Annotated in this window: 13 protein-coding genes and 1 tRNA gene; 9 read left to right on the forward strand and 5 right to left on the reverse strand. The window is 65.9% G+C overall.

Annotated elements, in window-relative coordinates; all coding sequences use genetic code 11:
* Position 1 precedes the first annotated feature (1 nt).
* From A8950_RS09545 to A8950_RS09555, 3 genes are read right to left on the reverse strand one after another with little or no spacing between them, the layout of a single operon-like run.
* Positions 2-475: an NUDIX hydrolase gene (locus A8950_RS09545; RefSeq protein ID WP_133613425.1), complete on the reverse strand. Its 474-nt coding sequence runs from the start codon at positions 473-475 to the stop codon at positions 2-4.
* Entirely contained in the window at positions 472-5,022 is a 4,551-nt protein-coding gene (gene gltB, locus A8950_RS09550) for a glutamate synthase large subunit (protein WP_133613426.1), read from the reverse strand. Before gltB ends, A8950_RS09545 begins: the two co-directional genes overlap by 4 nt.
* Positions 5,023-5,027: 5 nt before the next feature.
* The gene (locus A8950_RS09555; protein ID WP_133613427.1) at positions 5,028-6,470 is read right to left on the reverse strand and encodes an NAD(P)-dependent oxidoreductase; all 1,443 of its coding nucleotides are present in this window, start codon (positions 6,468-6,470) and stop codon (positions 5,028-5,030) included.
* Between the two features lie 347 nt (positions 6,471-6,817).
* On the opposite strand from A8950_RS09555, the gene A8950_RS09560 reads away from it, so the two are divergent.
* Both A8950_RS09560 and A8950_RS09565 read left to right on the forward strand, forming a co-directional pair.
* The gene (locus tag A8950_RS09560; RefSeq protein WP_133613428.1) at positions 6,818-7,636 is read left to right on the forward strand and encodes an undecaprenyl-diphosphate phosphatase; all 819 of its coding nucleotides are present in this window, start codon (positions 6,818-6,820) and stop codon (positions 7,634-7,636) included.
* Positions 7,637-7,693: 57 nt separating this feature from the next.
* Positions 7,694-7,909, forward strand: coding sequence for an alkylphosphonate utilization protein (locus A8950_RS09565; protein ID WP_133613429.1), 216 nt, complete (start codon positions 7,694-7,696; stop codon positions 7,907-7,909).
* Between the two features lie 151 nt (positions 7,910-8,060).
* Here the strand turns inward: A8950_RS09565 and A8950_RS09570 are convergent, their stop codons facing one another.
* Together A8950_RS09570 and A8950_RS09575 are read right to left on the reverse strand one after the other, a co-directional pair.
* A complete protein-coding gene (locus A8950_RS09570; RefSeq protein ID WP_133613430.1) occupies positions 8,061-8,795 on the reverse strand; it encodes a type 1 glutamine amidotransferase in 735 nt (244 codons plus the stop codon).
* A gap of 26 nt (positions 8,796-8,821) precedes the next feature.
* Positions 8,822-9,766, reverse strand: coding sequence for a complex I NDUFA9 subunit family protein (locus A8950_RS09575; RefSeq protein WP_133613431.1), 945 nt, complete (start codon positions 9,764-9,766; stop codon positions 8,822-8,824).
* Between the two features lie 194 nt (positions 9,767-9,960).
* Between A8950_RS09575 and A8950_RS09580 the strand changes: the two genes are divergently transcribed.
* From A8950_RS09580 to rpoN, 7 genes are all read left to right on the forward strand, one after another.
* Positions 9,961-10,045, forward strand: a tRNA-Leu gene (locus tag A8950_RS09580).
* A gap of 164 nt (positions 10,046-10,209) precedes the next feature.
* Positions 10,210-10,833 carry a ribonuclease D gene (locus A8950_RS09585; protein WP_133613432.1) on the forward strand — a complete coding sequence of 208 codons (624 nt, stop codon included), beginning with the start codon at positions 10,210-10,212 and terminating at the stop codon, positions 10,831-10,833.
* 231 nt (positions 10,834-11,064) lie between these two features.
* Positions 11,065-12,081, forward strand: a complete 1,017-nt coding sequence (locus A8950_RS09590; RefSeq protein ID WP_133613840.1) for a KpsF/GutQ family sugar-phosphate isomerase — start codon at positions 11,065-11,067, stop codon at positions 12,079-12,081.
* A gap of 9 nt (positions 12,082-12,090) precedes the next feature.
* The gene (gene lptC, locus A8950_RS09595; RefSeq protein ID WP_133613433.1) at positions 12,091-12,837 is read left to right on the forward strand and encodes an LPS export ABC transporter periplasmic protein LptC; all 747 of its coding nucleotides are present in this window, start codon (positions 12,091-12,093) and stop codon (positions 12,835-12,837) included.
* Positions 12,834-13,778: an LptA/OstA family protein gene (locus A8950_RS09600; RefSeq protein ID WP_133613434.1), complete on the forward strand. Its 945-nt coding sequence runs from the start codon at positions 12,834-12,836 to the stop codon at positions 13,776-13,778. Before lptC ends, A8950_RS09600 begins: the two co-directional genes overlap by 4 nt.
* A 152-nt stretch (positions 13,779-13,930) precedes the next feature.
* Positions 13,931-14,653: an LPS export ABC transporter ATP-binding protein gene (gene lptB / locus A8950_RS09605; RefSeq protein ID WP_133613841.1), complete on the forward strand. Its 723-nt coding sequence runs from the start codon at positions 13,931-13,933 to the stop codon at positions 14,651-14,653.
* 13 nt (positions 14,654-14,666) lie between these two features.
* A complete protein-coding gene (gene rpoN, locus A8950_RS09610; protein ID WP_133613435.1) occupies positions 14,667-16,229 on the forward strand; it encodes an RNA polymerase factor sigma-54 in 1,563 nt (520 codons plus the stop codon).

Here is a 16,229-nt window from a genome sequence, read left to right on the forward strand (position 1 = left end):
GCTAGACGACCTCGCGAAAGGGGTCGGGGCCGCGGTCGACGAAATCATGCCAGATGTCGAGAATCGCGCGCCGCTGCCCGGCGAAATGCAGCAGGGTGAGCGCCTCGTCGCGGCCGCACCAGCGGAAGTCATCGCTGCCGTGATCCAGCGTGATCTCGCGCCGCTCCTGCACGAAGGCGACGAAGATGGGCATCAGTTCGATGACGTTGTCGGGGCCGAAATAGAAACTCTCGGTCAGTCCCGACGTGTAGAGGCGCCCGATCTCCAGCCCGGTCTCCTCGCGGATCTCGCGGCGGATCGCCTGTGGCGCCGTCTCGCCGGGCTCGATGCTGCCGGTGACGATGCCCCAGGCGCCGCCGGCGACCGGACCGACGCGGCGCAGGACCAGCAATCCGGCCTCATTGCCGCTGCCGGCAATGAGTGCTGCCGCGACGGCGCGGCAGCGCAGGGGAATCTCGCCGTAGCGCGCGCTCATCGCGCCTTCTTGGCCGTGTTGCGTGCGCCCCGCTGGTCCTGCGGGGAGCGGTCCTGCAGGGGCTGGTCGAGCTTGTCGAGCATCTCCTTCGGCACCACCTGCCAGAATTTCAGGCGCTCCTCCGCCCAGTCATTGAGGAGTCGCCCGGCCCATTTCGACTGCGTCTCCCTGGCATGCTCCTCGATGAGCGCGCGCAGGCGCCCTTCCCAATGGGTACTTTCCAGCCGCTGCCAGAGTACGCTCTCCGGATTGACCCGCAGGGGAAAACGGCCGTCGGCATCGTAGACGAAGGCCGTGCCGCCCGACATGCCGGCGGCGAAATTGTCGCCGACAGGCCCCAGGATCGCGGCGGTGCCGCCGGTCATGTATTCGCAGCCATTGGAGCCGCAGCCCTCGATCACCACATCGGCGCCGGAATTCCTGACCGCGAAGCGCTCGCCGGCCTGGCCGGCGGCGAACAGCTTGCCGGCGGTGGCGCCATAGAGCACGGTATTGCCGATGATGGTGTTGCGATTGCTTTCCAGCGGCGAGGAGGGCAATGGCCGCACCACGATGGTGCCGCCCGACAGCCCCTTGCCGACATAGTCGTTGGCATCGCCGAAAACCTCGAGCTTCAGTCCCTGCACGGCGAAGGCGCCCAGCGACTGGCCGGCGCTCCCGCGCAGCCGCACGGTCAAATGATCAGGTTTCAGCCCCGTCATGCCGAAGCGCTTGGTGATGTGCGAGGAAAGGCGCGTGCCGATGGCGCGGTAGGTGTTGCGGATGTTGTACTGCAGCTGCATCTTCTCGCCGGCCTGGAACAGGGCGGCGGCATCCTCGACCATGCGTGCATCCAGCGTGTCCGGCACCTCGTTGCGGCCGGCGAGGGTGCAATAGCGTGCCTCGTCGCCGGGATCGGCCTGGGCCAGGATCGGGTTGAGGTCGAGGTCGTCGAGATCGGCGGCACCGCGGCTCACCTGTTCAATGAGCTCGGTGCGGCCGATCACCTCGTTCAGCGATCTCACGCCCAGCTGCGCCAGGATCTCGCGCACCTCCTCGGCGATGAAGCTGAAAAGATTCACGACCTTTTCCGGCGTGCCGGTAAACTTGGCGCGGAGCTTCGGGTCCTGGCTGCAGACGCCGACCGGGCAGGTGTTGGAATGGCATTGCCGCACCATGATGCAGCCCATGGCAACGAGCGACGCCGTGCCGATGCCGAATTCCTCGGCGCCGAGGATGGCGGCGATGACCACGTCGCGGCCGGTCTTGATGCCGCCATCGGTCCTGAGCTTCACCCGGTGGCGCAAGCGGTTCAATGTCAGCACCTGGTGTACCTCGGCGAGGCCCATCTCCCAGGGGATGCCGGCATATTTGATGCTGGTATGGGGCGAGGCGCCGGTGCCGCCGACATGGCCCGAGACCAGGATCACGTCCGCCTTGGCCTTGGCGACGCCGGCGGCGATGGTGCCGATGCCGGAGCGGGCCACCAGCTTCACGCATACCTTGGCGGTCGGGTTGATCTGCTTCAGGTCGTAAATGAGCTGCGCCAGGTCCTCGATCGAATAAATGTCGTGATGCGGTGGCGGCGAAATGAGCGAGACGCCGGGCGTCGCGTGCCGGAGCCTAGCGATCTCCAGCGTCACCTTGAAGGCCGGCAACTGACCACCTTCGCCGGGCTTCGCCCCTTGCGCCACCTTGATCTCGATCTCGCGGCAATTGGTGAGGTATTCCGCGGTGACGCCGAAGCGGCCCGAGGCGATCTGCTTGATCGCGGAATTGGCGTTGTCGCCATTGGGCTGCGGCCGGAAGCGGCTGGGATCCTCGCCGCCCTCGCCGGAATCCGATTTGGCACCGATGCGGTTCATGGCGACGTTCAGCATGCCATGGGCCTCGGGGCTGAGGGCCCCCAGGCTCATGCCGGGCGTCACGAAGCGCTTGCGCAATTCCGTGATGCTCTCGACCTCGTCGGTGGAAATTGGCGTCGTGCCCGGCACGAAGTCGAGGAGGTCGCGGATGGCGACCGGCGGCAGCTTGGCGACCGCCTCGGAATAGCGCTTGAAGGCCTGGTAGGATTCCGTCGTCACCGCCTGCTGCAGCGTGTGGATGAGGTCTGGCGCCCAGGCATGGGTCTCGCCGGATTTCCTGAACTTGTAGAAGCCGCCGACCGGCAGGGTCACCACGGCGCTGCTCCAGGCGCGGGCGTGCAGTTCCTCGACGCGATGCTGGATGCCGGTCATGCCGATGCCGGAAATGCGGCTCGGCATCGCCGGGAAATATTCGGCGACCAGGGTGCGGGAGAGGCCCAGCGCCTCGAAATTGGCGCCGCCGCGATAGGAGGAGATGACCGAGATGCCCATCTTCGACATGACCTTAAGCAAACCCTGGTCGACCGCCTGGCGGAAATTGTCGAGGCATTGCTCGAGGGTGAGGTCACCGAAGAGGCCGCGCCGGCGCCGCTCCTCGATCGCCGCCTCGGCAACATAGGCATTGACCGTGGTGGCGCCGACGCCGATAAGGACGGCGAAATGATGCACGTCGAGGCACTCGCCCGAGCGCACATTGAGACTGGTGAAGGTGCGCAATTGCTGGCGCAGCAGATGCACGTGAACGGCACCGGTCGCGAGAATCGTCGGGATGGCGGCGCGGGTGGCACTCACCTGCTCGTCGGAGAGGATGAGATGCGTGGCGCCGCCGCGCACGGCATCCTCGGCCTGGCGGCGGATCAGCTGGATCGCCTCTCGCAGCGCATTATCGCCGCCACCCACATCGAAGGTGCAATCGATCTCGGCGGCACTCGATCCCATATAGGCGCGCATCGCCTGGAACTCGGCGGTGGTGAGGACCGGGCTTTCCAGCTGCAGCAGACGGCACTGGCTCTCGTCCTGGTCCATCACATTGCCGAGATTGCCGAGGCGAGTCTTGAGACTCATCACCCGCTTCTCGCGCAAGGAATCGATCGGCGGATTGGTGACCTGGCTGAAATTCTGCCGGAAGAACTGGTGCAGGCCGCGATACTGGTCGGAGAGCACGGCCAGCGGCGTGTCGTCACCCATCGAGACGACGGCTTCCTTGGCTTCCTCGACCATGGGCTGGAGGACGACCTCCATGTCTTCCATGGTGAGGCCGGCCGCCACCAGACGGCGGCGCAGATCATCCTTCTCGAAGATCGCGGGCTCGCCGCGCTTCTTCTTGATGAGGTCGTCGATGACGGTGATGCCCTTTACCCAGCCCGAGAAATCGGCCGTGGCCGCCAGCTGGTCGAGGATCGTGTTGTTGTCGTAGAGACGCCCTTCGGCCAGATTGACCGCCAGCATCTGGCCCGGGCCAAGGCGCCCCTTGGTCCTGAGGCGCGTCTCGTCGAGGCGCACCATCCCGGTCTCGGAGCCGGCCACCAGCAGCCCGTCCTCGGTCACCGCGTAGCGCAGGGGCCGGAGGCCGTTGCGGTCGAGCCCGGCCACCGCCCAATGCCCGGCAAAGCCGCAGATGGCAGCGGGGCCGTCCCAGGGCTCCATCACCGAATTGCAGTAGGAGAACATGTCCTGGATGTGCTGCGGCATGGTCACCCGCCCCGCCCAGACATCGGGAATGAGCAGGCATTTCACCATCGGCAGCGGCCGTTCCTGGGTGGTCAGGATCTCGAACACGTTGTCGAGCGCCGCCGAATCCGAGCCGCCCGCCTGGATGACGGGTTTGAGATCCGCCATGCGTTCGCCATAGATGCCGGAATAGAGCCGCGTCTCATGGGCGGCCATCCAGTTGACATTGCCCTTGAGCGTGTTGATTTCGCCGTTATGGGCGATGACCCGGAAGGGCTGGGCGAGCGACCAGGTCGGGAAGGTGTTGGTCGAATAGCGCTGGTGATAGATGGCGAAGTTCGAGATGAAGCGCTCGTCGAGGAGATCGGGATAGAACGCGGTGAGCTGTTCGGCCAGGAACATGCCCTTGTAGATGACCGAGCGGCAGGAGAGCGAGCAGATATAGAGCTCCGGCACCTGGGCGGCGATGGCGGCCTTCTCGATGCGGCGACGGATCACGTAGAGATCGGTCTCGAACTCCTCCTCCGAGACACCCCTCGCATTGGCGATCATGATCTGCTCGATCTCGGGGCGCGTCGCGTTGGCCTTCTCGCCGATGACGCTGATATCGATCGGTACCTGGCGCCAGCCATAGATCGTGTAGCCGGCGTTGAGGATTTCCTGCTCGACGATGACGCGGCAGCTCTCCTGCTTGCCGAGATCGGTGCGCGGCAGGAAGATCTGCCCGACGGCGAACTTGCCGGGCTGCAGGGTTTGTCCCGCGCGGCGGATGAAATCCTCGAAGAAGGCGTGCGGAATCTGCACATGGATGCCCGCACCGTCGCCGGTCTTGCCATCGGCATCGACCGCCCCCCGGTGCCAGACGGCCTTCAGCGCCTCGACGCCCATGAGGACGATCTCGCGGCGCGGCCGGCCGTCGATGGCGGCGATGAGGCCGACGCCGCAGGCATCGCCTTCATCGGCTGGGTCATACATGCCGGTCGCGGCGAGGTGCGCGGCATTGCGGCGGAAGAGGTCGATTTCCTGGCTCATGATTCTTACTCCGCCGCCGCCTTGCGCGCGTTCTCTTGCAAATAGGTGTCGATCGCCGCCGCGGCATCGCGGCCGTCGCGGATCGCCCAGACCACCAGCGAGGCGCCGCGCACGATGTCGCCGGCCGCGAAGACGCCGGGAATCGTCGTCGAGAGGCTGCGCCAGTTGACGCGGATGGTATTGGTCTTGGTAACCGACAATGCCGGCGCCTTCAGGCGCTGCGGCAGATCCTCGGGCTCGAAACCCAGCGCCTTCACCACGAGGTCGGCCTCGAGGTCGAAGGCCGAACCCTCGATCACGCGCGGGGTCTGGCGGCCGGTGGCATCGGGGAGGCCGAGATGAATGCGCTCGGCCCGCACCGCGCGGACACGGCCCGCACCGTCATCGAGGAAGGCGGAAGGGGCCGATTGCCAGATGAACTCGACGCCCTCCTCCTCGGCATTCCGCGTCTCGCGCTGCGAACCCGGCATGTTGGCGCGGTCGCGGCGATAGAGGCACTTCACCGATTTCGCCCCCTGGCGCACGGCGGTGCGTACGCAATCCATCGCCGTGTCGCCGCCGCCGATGACGACGACATGCTTGTCCCTGGCATTAAGCTCGCCGCTCTCGAATTCCGCGACCTGGTCGCCGAGGCCGTGGCGGTTGGCGGCGGTGAGATAGGAGAGGGCGGGGACGATGCCCTTGGCACCGCTGCCCGGCCCGCCGAGGTCGCGCGCCTTGTAGACGCCGGTGGCAATCAGGACGGCATCATGACGCTGGCGGAGTTGATCGAGGCTGGCATCGCGCCCGACCTCGAAATTGAGCTCGAATTTGATGCCGCCGTCGCGCAGCAGCTGCTCGCGCCGCTGCACCACCTGCTTCTCTAGCTTGAAATTGGGGATGCCGTAGATCAGCAGCCCGCCGACGCGGTCATGGCGGTCGTAGATGGTGACCTGGTAGCCCTGGCGGCGCAAAGCCTCGCCCGCCGCCAATCCCGCCGGCCCCGCGCCGATGATGCCAACCGATTGCGGCAATTCCCGCACCGGCCGCACCGGCTTCACCCAGCCCTGCGCGAAGGCATTGTCGGTCACATGGCGCTCGATGGCGCCGATGGTGACGGTGCCATGGCCGGATTGCTCGATCACGCAATTGCCTTCGCACAGGCGGTCCTGCGGGCAGATGCGGCCGCAGATCTCGGGGAAGGTGTTGGTGGCGGCCGAAATCTCATAGGCCTCCTCGAGGCGGCCCTCGGCGGTCAGTTTCAGCCAGTCCGGGATGTTGTTGTTGAGCGGACAATGCACCTGGCAGAAGGGCACGCCGCATTGCGAGCAGCGGCTGGCCTGGCCTTGCGCGGCACGGGCGGCGAAATCGGCATAGATCTCGGCGAAGTCGCGGGTCCGTTCCTCGGCCGGCCGCTTGTCCGGCATGGCGCGCCCCAGCGACACGAATTTCAGCAGCTTTTCCGCCATGGCAACCTCGCTTTGGCCGTCTTTGGGGCGTGAGTGGTGACCCGTTTCCGCCAGCCGCGTTCCGGTGCGGTGGCGGGTCCGTGCGCCGGAAACAATAAGGCGGGAATTCGGGCACGCAATCGGAAACTGGCATTTAAGTCATACATACTGACTTAAATATGGTCAAATTATCATCTGACGATGTCTTGCAGGCGCCGATCTGCCGGCGCGGGCTCTGATTTGGTACCATTTCGGGACTAAATCTGCATTCGGCTGGACTCGAGACCCATGTTATAAGCCAAGGCACTGATTCTCTTGGGTCATTCGGCCAGATCGCCGGACCGGCCCACCTGCCTGAGGAAGTGCCGTTGCCCAATATCGACATCCTGGTCCTGGCCATCGTCCAGGGCATCACGGAATTCCTGCCGATCTCCTCCTCGGGCCATCTCATCCTGGTGCCACAGATGTTCTGCTGGCCCGACCAGGGGTTGACCCTCGACGTCGCCGCCCATGTCGGCACGCTGCTGGCCGTGCTGGTCTATTTCTGGCGCGATGTCGGCTCCATGGCGGGTGGCATGATCCGCCTCGCCCAGGGCAAGCGCGATCCCCGTGCGCGCCTCGTCTGGCTGCTGCTGGTGGCCTCTGTCCCGGCACTCATCATCGGTTTCCTGCTCGATACCTGGGTGGGGGACGCCCTGCGCGACTATCGCATCATCGCCGGCACGCTGATCGGTTTCGGCATCCTGCTCTATGTGGCCGACCGCTTCGGCCTGACGGTGCGGCGCATGGAGCACATGAATACAGGCTCGGCACTCGCCATCGGCTTCTTCCAGTGTCTCGCCTTCATTCCCGGGACCAGTCGCTCCGGCATCACCATGACCATGGCGCGCTTCATGGGATACGAGCGGCACGAGGCGGCGCGCTTCTCCTTTCTGCTCTCGATCCCGACCATCTCGGCGGCCGGACTCTACAAGGGACTGCAGCTATTCCAGGAGGGCGACACGGCCCAGATCGAACGGGCGGCGATGATGACCGGCTTCTCGGCCGTGGCCGGCTTCCTTGCCATCGTCTTCATGATGTACTGGCTGAAACGCGCCAGCTTCGCACCCTTCGTGGTCTATCGCATCGGCCTCGGCATCCTGATGTATGTCGGGCTCTATCTCGGCTGGTCGGTGGGCTGCGCCTGAACAACGCGGTACGTGACGGCTTCACGTCCGCCTTGCCGCTACATCTCGAGGAACCACATGGAAGACGTCAAGGACAGCAACGGCACGATCCTCAAGGACAGCGATTCCGTCACGCTGATCAAGGATCTCAAGGTGAAGGGGAGTTCCGTCACCCTGAAGCGCGGCACGCGCATCAAGAACATCCGCCTGACCGGCGACCCGGCCGAGATCGAATGCAACGCCGACAAGGTGAAGGGCCTGGTCCTGCGCACCGAATTCCTGAAGAAGGCGTGAGCGCCGTCACATCCGGGCATCGAACCGGCGGCGGCGGCACCGCGACAGATCGCTGGTAGCTGCTCCTGCCGGCCGTCCCCCGTGTCGGGGCGACTACCATCGGGCGCTGCCGCCGGTCGCCTCCGGGGGAACCGGCGGCGGCGCCCGAACCTTACTGCGCCGCCCGCGCGCCGCGCAGCGTCGCCTGCATGAAATTCTCGTAGAGCCGTTTCGCCGCCGCGTTGAATTGCGGCATCAGCGCCGCCGCCTGCTTCTCGAGACGCGGCAGCGAACCCGGCCCCATCACCGCATCAAGCGACTGCGCATAGGCCGGCACCTCGCCCCATTCGGCGACCGTGCGGGCGGTAAGTTCGACATGGTATTGCAGGCCATAGGCATGGGACCCCACCCGCATCGCCTGCACCTCGCAGAGCGGCGAGGAGGCCAGCACCACCGCTTCCCGCGGCAGTTTCGTCACCTCGGCGCCGTGCCATTGCAGTGCCTGCTGCTTGGGGGCAAGGCCCGCCATGATGGAATCCGCCTTGCCGGCCTCGGTCAAGGCGACATCGAGGATGCCGACTTCGGCCTGTCGCATCTTGCCGACCGCGCCGTCCAAGGAACAGGCGAGCAATTGATGGCCGAGGCAGAGGCCGAAATAAGGCATCTTCCTTTGCCAGACGGCCTCGCGGATGGCGGCCTTCTCGGCCGTCAACCAGGGATGGATGTCCTCTTCCCAGACATCCATCGGCCCGCCCATGACCCAGAGTGCGTCATAGTTCTCGAGCGGCGGGATGGTCTCGCCGGCATCCAGTTCCACCGCGTCGTAGGCAATGCCGTCCGCCGCCAGAAAATCGCGGAAGATGCCTGGATGCTCGCAGGCGATGTGCTGGAAGACCAGGAAACGCATGCGAGCCTCCGTGTTGCCGGAACGGGTCAGTGTGTCGTGCTGTAATGGCCGCGCGGGCGATAGCGGTCGAGATAGCTGGGCAGCACGGTTTCCACCGGCGTCGCCGCTATCCCCAGGTCCTTCAGCGTCAGCGCCTGGGGCGAGACGACATTGTCATGCTTGAGGAGACGCACCTGGTCGACGGTGAGCGGCGGCACCGGCAGCAATTGCAGCACGCTCGCCTTCAGGGTCGCGAGGGCGAAGGGGGCGGGAATGAGCAGGCGGCAGCGGCCGATCTCGGCCAGCATCAGCTTCAGGAGTTCGCGGAAGCTGTAGACCTTCGGCCCGCCCAGTTCGTAGGTCTTGCCGGCGGTGGCCGGGTCTTCCAGCACGCGCAGGACGGCGGCGGCAACATCGCCCACATAGACCGGCTGGAACTTGGTGTGCCCGCCGCCGATCAGCGGCAGCGCCGGCGAGATCATCGCCATCTTGGCGAAGCGGTTGAAGAAGTCGTCCTCCGGCCCGAACACGATCGAGGGCCGCAGGATGGTGGCGCCGGGGAAGGCGTTGATGACGCCCTGCTCGCCCAGCGCCTTGCTGCGGGCATAGTGCGAATCGGATTGCGAATCGGCGCCGATGGCCGAGACCTGGATCAGGCGCCGGGCGCCGGCCGCCTTGGCGGCGGCGGCGACCCTGGCCGCCCCTTCCGCCTGCACGGCGGCGAATTTCTGCCGCCCGCCCTCGTAAAGGATGCCGACCAGATTGATGACCGCATCGGCGCCGGAAACGGCGGCGCGGACCGAGGCATCGTCGCGGATATTGGCGGCAAACGGCGTCACCTGGCCGACATCGCCGGCGGTTTTCAGGAACAGGGCCTCGTCCGGCCGGCGGACCGCCACCCGCACCTGCCAGCCGGCCCGCGCCAGATTGCGCACCACATACCGGCCGATGAAGCCGGACCCGCCGAACACGGTCACCAAGCCGCGTGCCATACCAATCACCCTGAAAAAGCCATGCCATGTGCCCGGGCCAGACCGCGCAGCGTCGCGGCGCCGGGCTGATTTGCCCGGCTAAAATAGGGAAATTCCGGGCAGATTGGCAATCCATTCGGCACCGCAACATGGGTGCCACAATCGGGGTTGACTTTCCGCCGCTCCTGAACAGAATGCGCGGGCTTTCGGCCCCTGCCCAGGTGGCGAAATTGGTAGACGCGCAGGTTTCAGGTACCTGTGGGGCAACCCGTGGAAGTTCGAGTCTTCTCCTGGGCACCATCCGACGGAACGCCGTCGGATTCATCCTGGCCGTTCTGGCTACCAGCCGTTTGGGTTTCCCGCCCCTTGGTGATATGCGATAGGCATGCCCGCGCGGCGTGCGCAGCCCGGCCATCCGTTGCCAGGTCCTGTCGCGCCGGGCATCTACCGAGGGAGTTCCCGCCATGAGCATCCATCTCCACCAGGGCGACCTGCCGGAAGGCCTCGATTTCGGCAATGCGGTCGCGATCGATACCGAGACGATGGGCCTCAACCCGGCGCGCGACCGGCTCTGTCTGGTGCAATTGTCGGCCGGCGACGGCATCTGCCACATGGTGCAGATCCCGCTCTGCCGCCCCGACCGGCCGCACCGGGCGCCGCGCCTGCAGGCGCTGCTGGAAGATCCGGCGGTGCTCAAGATCTTTCATTTTGCGCGCTTCGACCTCGGCGTACTGACGCATTACCTCGGCATCGACTGCCGCCCGGTCTATTGCACCAAGATCGCAGCCAAGTTGACGCGCACCTTCACCGACCGCCACGGCCTCAAGGATTTGTGCAAGGAATTGCTCGGCGTCGAAATCTCGAAACAGCAGCAGAGCTCCGACTGGGGCGCCCCTCAGCTCAGCGAGGAGCAGCTGAAATACGCCGCTTCCGACGTGCTGCACCTCCATCGCCTGCGCGAAAGGCTGGACGAGCTGCTGGCCCGGGAAGGACGTATCGAGCTGGCTCGGGCTGCCTATGATTTCCTGCCCGCGCGCGCCCGGTTCGACCTCCTCGGCTACGAGGATCCGGACATCTTCGCCCACTGAGGGTCCCGCCGGCGCGAGCGCTATTCCCGGCGGAAGGCGGCTAACCCATTGCCGGGATTGGGGGCTTTTCCTTGACAGGGTGCCGGGCCGGCCATAGTTAGGACAACCCGGCGCAGTCTGTGGATTCGCTCCCGTTTTGGCGCTAGGTTGGGGTTCTATCAGCCTCAATTTTCTGACTTTTCGGTGTCCAGGATGACCCAGGCGCAGGCCACTCAAGCAGCCCCCGATGCCATGGCGGCATCGGCCGGCGCCAATCGGACCACCGAAGGCGGTCCGACCGCCGAAAGCGGCCTCAGGGCGGCCCTGCATGTGCTGGACCACGAGGCGGGTGCGCTGCGGCAATTGCTGGCCAATCTCGAGGTCGAGCCGGACCGGTCGCGGCTCGGCCAGGCCCTTGATATCCTGCTTGCCGTCGCCGGCCGGGTCATCGTCACCGGCATGGGCAAGTCGGGTCATATCGCCCGCAAGATCGCGGCGACCCTGGCCTCGACCGGCACGCCGGCGCAATTCGTCCATCCCGGCGAAGCCAGCCATGGCGACATGGGCATGATCACCGCGGCCGATGCGGTCATCGCCCTTTCCAATTCCGGCGAAACGTCGGAACTGGCCGATCTCATTACCTATTCGCGGCGCTGGCGCATCCCGCTCATCGCCATCACCAGCCGGCGCGAAAGCACGCTGGGTGGCGCCGCCGACGTGACGCTCGCCCTGCCGCCGACCGGCGAGGCGGGGGCACTCGGCCTGGCGCCCACCACCTCGACCACCATGATGCTGGCACTGGGCGATGCGATCGCGGTCGGCCTGCTCGAGCGCAAGGGCTTCTCGGCCGCCGATTTCCGCCAGCTGCATCCCGGCGGCAAGCTGGGCCAGCAATTGCTGCGCGTCGCCGACCTCATGCATGTGGGTGCGGAATTGCCGCTGATCGACACGACCGCACCGATGTCGCAGGCGATCATCGAGATGAGCGCCAAGACCTTCGGCTGCGTCGGTGTCACCGATGCCGCGGGCACCCTGGTCGGCATCGTCACGGATGGCGATCTGCGGCGCCATATGGGCGCCGACCTGTTGGCGCAGAAGGTCGCCGACGTCATGACGCGCCAGCCGCTGACCATCACCAGCCAGGCCCTGGCCGCCGAGGCGCTGCGCGTCATGAACGAAAAATCGATCACCTCACTCTTCGTCGTCGACGGCAAGCGTGCCGCCGGAATCATCCGGCTGCATGACTGCCTGCGCGCCGGGGTCGCCTGAGGTGGATTGATGGCGATCGGCGAGGACAAGACGGGCAAGAGCGACGCGGCCCAGGCGACATCAGGCCAGGCCACATCAGCCTCGGCGACATCGGGCGGCATCCAGCGCCTGCGCGGCGAAACGCGCGGGCCGGTCGTCTCGCAGCCGCGCGCCCTGTTCAATCGCCGCCGCCCGCGATTCGTCTGGCTCAAGATCCTGCTGCCGATCGTCGCCATCGCCACCGTCGCCTATCTCGGCCTCTGGTCCTACCGGCAGATCTCCGAGACGCGGATCACGGTCGAGGCGGTGGAGACCCCGCCGCTGGTCGATACCGGCATGAAGGTCAGCGGCATTGCCTTCGAGGGCCGCAACAAGAGCGACCGGCCATTTTCCGTCACCGCCCTCACCGCCACCGAGACCACCGACAACAAGGACCTGATCCGGCTGGAAGAGCCGCAAGCGCAGATCGAGCTCTCCGAATCGTCCTGGTTTGCGGTCACGGCCCGCAGCGGCATGTTCGACCGGCAGCACGAACGGGTGGAACTGGACGGCGCCGTGACGATCTATCACGACAACGGCATGACCTTCGTGACGGAGAAGGCGCTGATCGACCTCACCACCAATGACGCCAGCTCGCCGGTCCGGGTCACCGGCTCTGACGAGCGGCGCGAATTGACGGCGGAAGGCTTCGAACTGCTCGAGAACGGCCGCGTGGTACTGTTCAAGGGGCAGTCGCATATGAAGATCATGCCGAAGCAAAGGGAAAGCGACGGATGAAGTGGCAGGGTAACCCGGGCGCCGCCGGCGGCTCGATCTGGCAGGTGCGGCGCGGCGGCGCCGGTGCGGTCATCGCGCTTCTCACCGCGCTTTCGTCAGCGGCGGTCTCGGCGCAGGAAGTGCCGCTCGATATCGGTATCGGCGGCGCGACCCCGGCGGTTGCGGTACCGGCCGAAAGTGGCGGAGCCAGTGGCGGCAGTGGCGGTGGCGGATTGGGCTTCGGCGATGGTTCGACGCCGTTCGAGCTGAGCGCCGGCCAGGGCATCGAGTGGCGCGAAAGCGAGCGCACCTATACCGCGCGCGGCAATGCCATAGCCACCCAGGGCGATTCCTCGATCGCCGCCGACAAGCTGGTCTTCTATACCGGCGCCGACGATTCCTCCTTCGAGCGCATCCTGGCGACCGGCAGCGTGAAGGTGACCGCCGGTTCCTCGACCAGCTATGGCGACCAGGGCGATTACGATGCCGAGCAGAAGCTGCTGGTGCTGACCGGCAGCAATCTGCGCATGGAAAGCGAAGGCGACATCATCACCGCGCGCGACCGCATCGAATACTGGAGCGGCGACAAGGCCGTGGTTGCCATCGGCGATGCCGTGGTCAAGCGCCAGGATAGCGAGATCCGCGGCGACCAGGCCGTGCTCTATTTCGCCGCGAACGCGGCAGGCGACGACGAGTTGAGCCAGATCGAGGCTTCCGGCAACGTCAAGGTGCTGAACAACGGCCAGACCATCCTCGGCAACAATTTCGCCTACAACCCCGATACCGACATCGCCGTCGTCACCGGCAACGTGCTCATCATCGATGGCGAGAACGAGTATCGCGGCGCCCGCGCCGAGATCGACAACAAGAACAAGGTCAGCCGCATCCTGGCCGGCGAAGGCAAGCGCGTGCACACCTTCATCAAGCCGAAGCAGTCGACCGGCGGCGGGACGGCGCAATGATCGGCGGACGCATGCAGGCGGCAGCCGATTCGGGTGTGCCGGATCCCACCCCCGGCGATGCCGGCGACGACGGCATCGCAACGGGTGGAGCGGCCGCGGTGAACGGCCATGGCGGTTTCATCGTCAACGGCGTCGCCGTCGATCCGGTTACCATGCCGGGGCTCATCGCCTATCACCTCGGCAAGCGCTACAAGAAAAAGCCGGTGCTACGCGATGTGTCGGTCGGCGTGCAGCGCGGCGAGGCGGTCGGCCTGCTGGGGCCCAACGGCGCCGGCAAGACCACCTGTTTCTACATCATCACCGGCCTGCTCAAGGCCGATGCCGGCGCCATCTATCTTGACGGCAACGAGGTGACTGATCTGCCGATGTATGAGCGCGCCCGCGGCGGCATCGGCTACCTGCCGCAGGAGGCCTCGATCTTCCGCGGCATGTCGGTCGAGGACAACATCATGGCGGTGCTGGAGATCGTCGACCGCGACCCAGCCTCGCGCGATGCAAGGCTCAACCAACTGCTCGACGACTTTTCCATCGCCCATCTCAGGAAGGTGCCGGCGCTGGCGCTCTCGGGCGGCGAAAGGCGGCGCTGCGAGATCGCCCGCGCGCTGGCGACCAGACCCAGCTATATCCTGCTGGACGAACCGCTGGCCGGCATCGACCCGATCGCGGTCAACGACATCCGCGACATCATCTCGCATCTGAAGGATCGCGGCATCGGCGTGCTGATCACCGATCACAACGTGCGCGACACGCTGGAGATCGTCGACCGCGCCTACATCCTGCACGAGGGCGAGGTGCTGCGGGAAGGCACACCCGCCGACATCGTGTCGGACGAGGATGTGCGCCGCGTTTACCTTGGAGAAAGGTTCTCGCTGTAGTACGCTTGATTTCATGGCGATAACGCAACGGATGGACTTGCGCCAGGCGCAGAGCCTGGTCATGACGCCGCAACTCCAGCAGGCGATCAAACTGCTGGAGCTGTCGAATCAGGAACTCGCCGCCTATATCGAGCAGGAGCTCGAGCAGAACCCGCTGCTGGACCGGGAAGAGGGTGGCCGCACGGCCGATACCCCCGCCGCCGAGGGCGACCGTCTCGCCAGCCTCGAGGCGATGACCAGCGAGCCGGCGACGCCCCAGGAATCCGAGCGCCTGCTGGACGCCAGCGAATATGGCAGGGACGGCGTTCAGAGCGAACGGCAGTCGCCGCTCGATACCGATTACGACAATCTCTACAACACCGCCGAAGGCGACCGCGGTGCCGAGGGGCGCGGCGAAGCGGGCTTTGCCGAAAGCTGGAGCGGCTCGGGCGGCGGGCGCAGCGATTTCGGCGATGACGAATTCGGCCTCGAACAAACGCTGTCCCGCCCCGAATCCCTGCGCGAGCATCTCGAGCAGCAGCTCTATCTCGACATCCACGGTCCGACCGAGCGCATGATCGGCCTGCAGCTGATCGACCTCATCGACGACGCCGGCTATCTGACCGGCGATCTTGCGGAGCTTGCCGAGCGCCTGGGCTGCAGCGCCGCGGCGGTGGAGAATGTGCTTGCCAGGATGCAGCAATTCGACCCCTGCGGCGTCTTCGCGCGCAACCTCGCCGAATGCCTGGCGCTGCAGCTCAAGGAACGCAACCGCTTCGACCCGGCGATGGCGGCGTTGCTGGCGCATCTCGACCTGCTGGCAAAACATGACCGCAACCAGCTGATGAAGGTCTGTGGCGTCGATGCCGAGGATCTGGCCGAAATGGTCGGCGAGATCCGCGCCCTCAACCCGAAGCCCGGCGCCAGTTTCGAGCCGGTCGAGATCCAGGCGGTGGTGCCCGACATCCTGGTCTGGCGGCGCCCGGACGGGTCCTGGTCGGTCGAACTCAACAGCGAGCAATTGCCGCGCCTGCTGGTCAACCAGCATTACCATGCCCAGGTGCTGCCAAAGGCGCACAACAAGGTTGAGCGCGATTACCTGAACGAGCGGCTCGCCACCGCGAACTGGCTGGTGAAGACGCTGCACCAGCGCGCCACCACCATCCTCAAGGTGGCGACCGAGATCGTGCGCCAACAGGAGGCCTTCTTCCTGCATGGCGTGCAGCATCTGAAGCCGCTCATCCGCCGCGACATCGCGGAAGCCATCGGCATGCATGAAAGCACGGTCAGCCGCGTCACCACCAACAAGTTCATGGCGACGCCGCGCGGCATTTTCGAACTGCGCTACTTCTTCACCGCCGCGATCCAGGGCGCCGACGGCCAGAGCAGCCATTCGGCAGAATCGGTCCGGCAGAAGATCAAGGAACTGATCGATGCGGAACCGGCCGACGATGTGCTGTCCGATGACCGTCTGGTCGCCATCCTGCAGGGCCAGGGTGTCGACATTGCCCGCCGGACGGTGGCCAAGTATCGGGAATCCTTGCGAATTTCATCATCGGTGCAGCGCCGGCGCGAGAAGGCCTTGCGTTCCGCCTGA

The sequence above is a fragment of the Dongia mobilis genome, from assembly GCF_004363235.1.
Lineage (GTDB): Bacteria > Pseudomonadota > Alphaproteobacteria > Dongiales > Dongiaceae > Dongia > Dongia mobilis.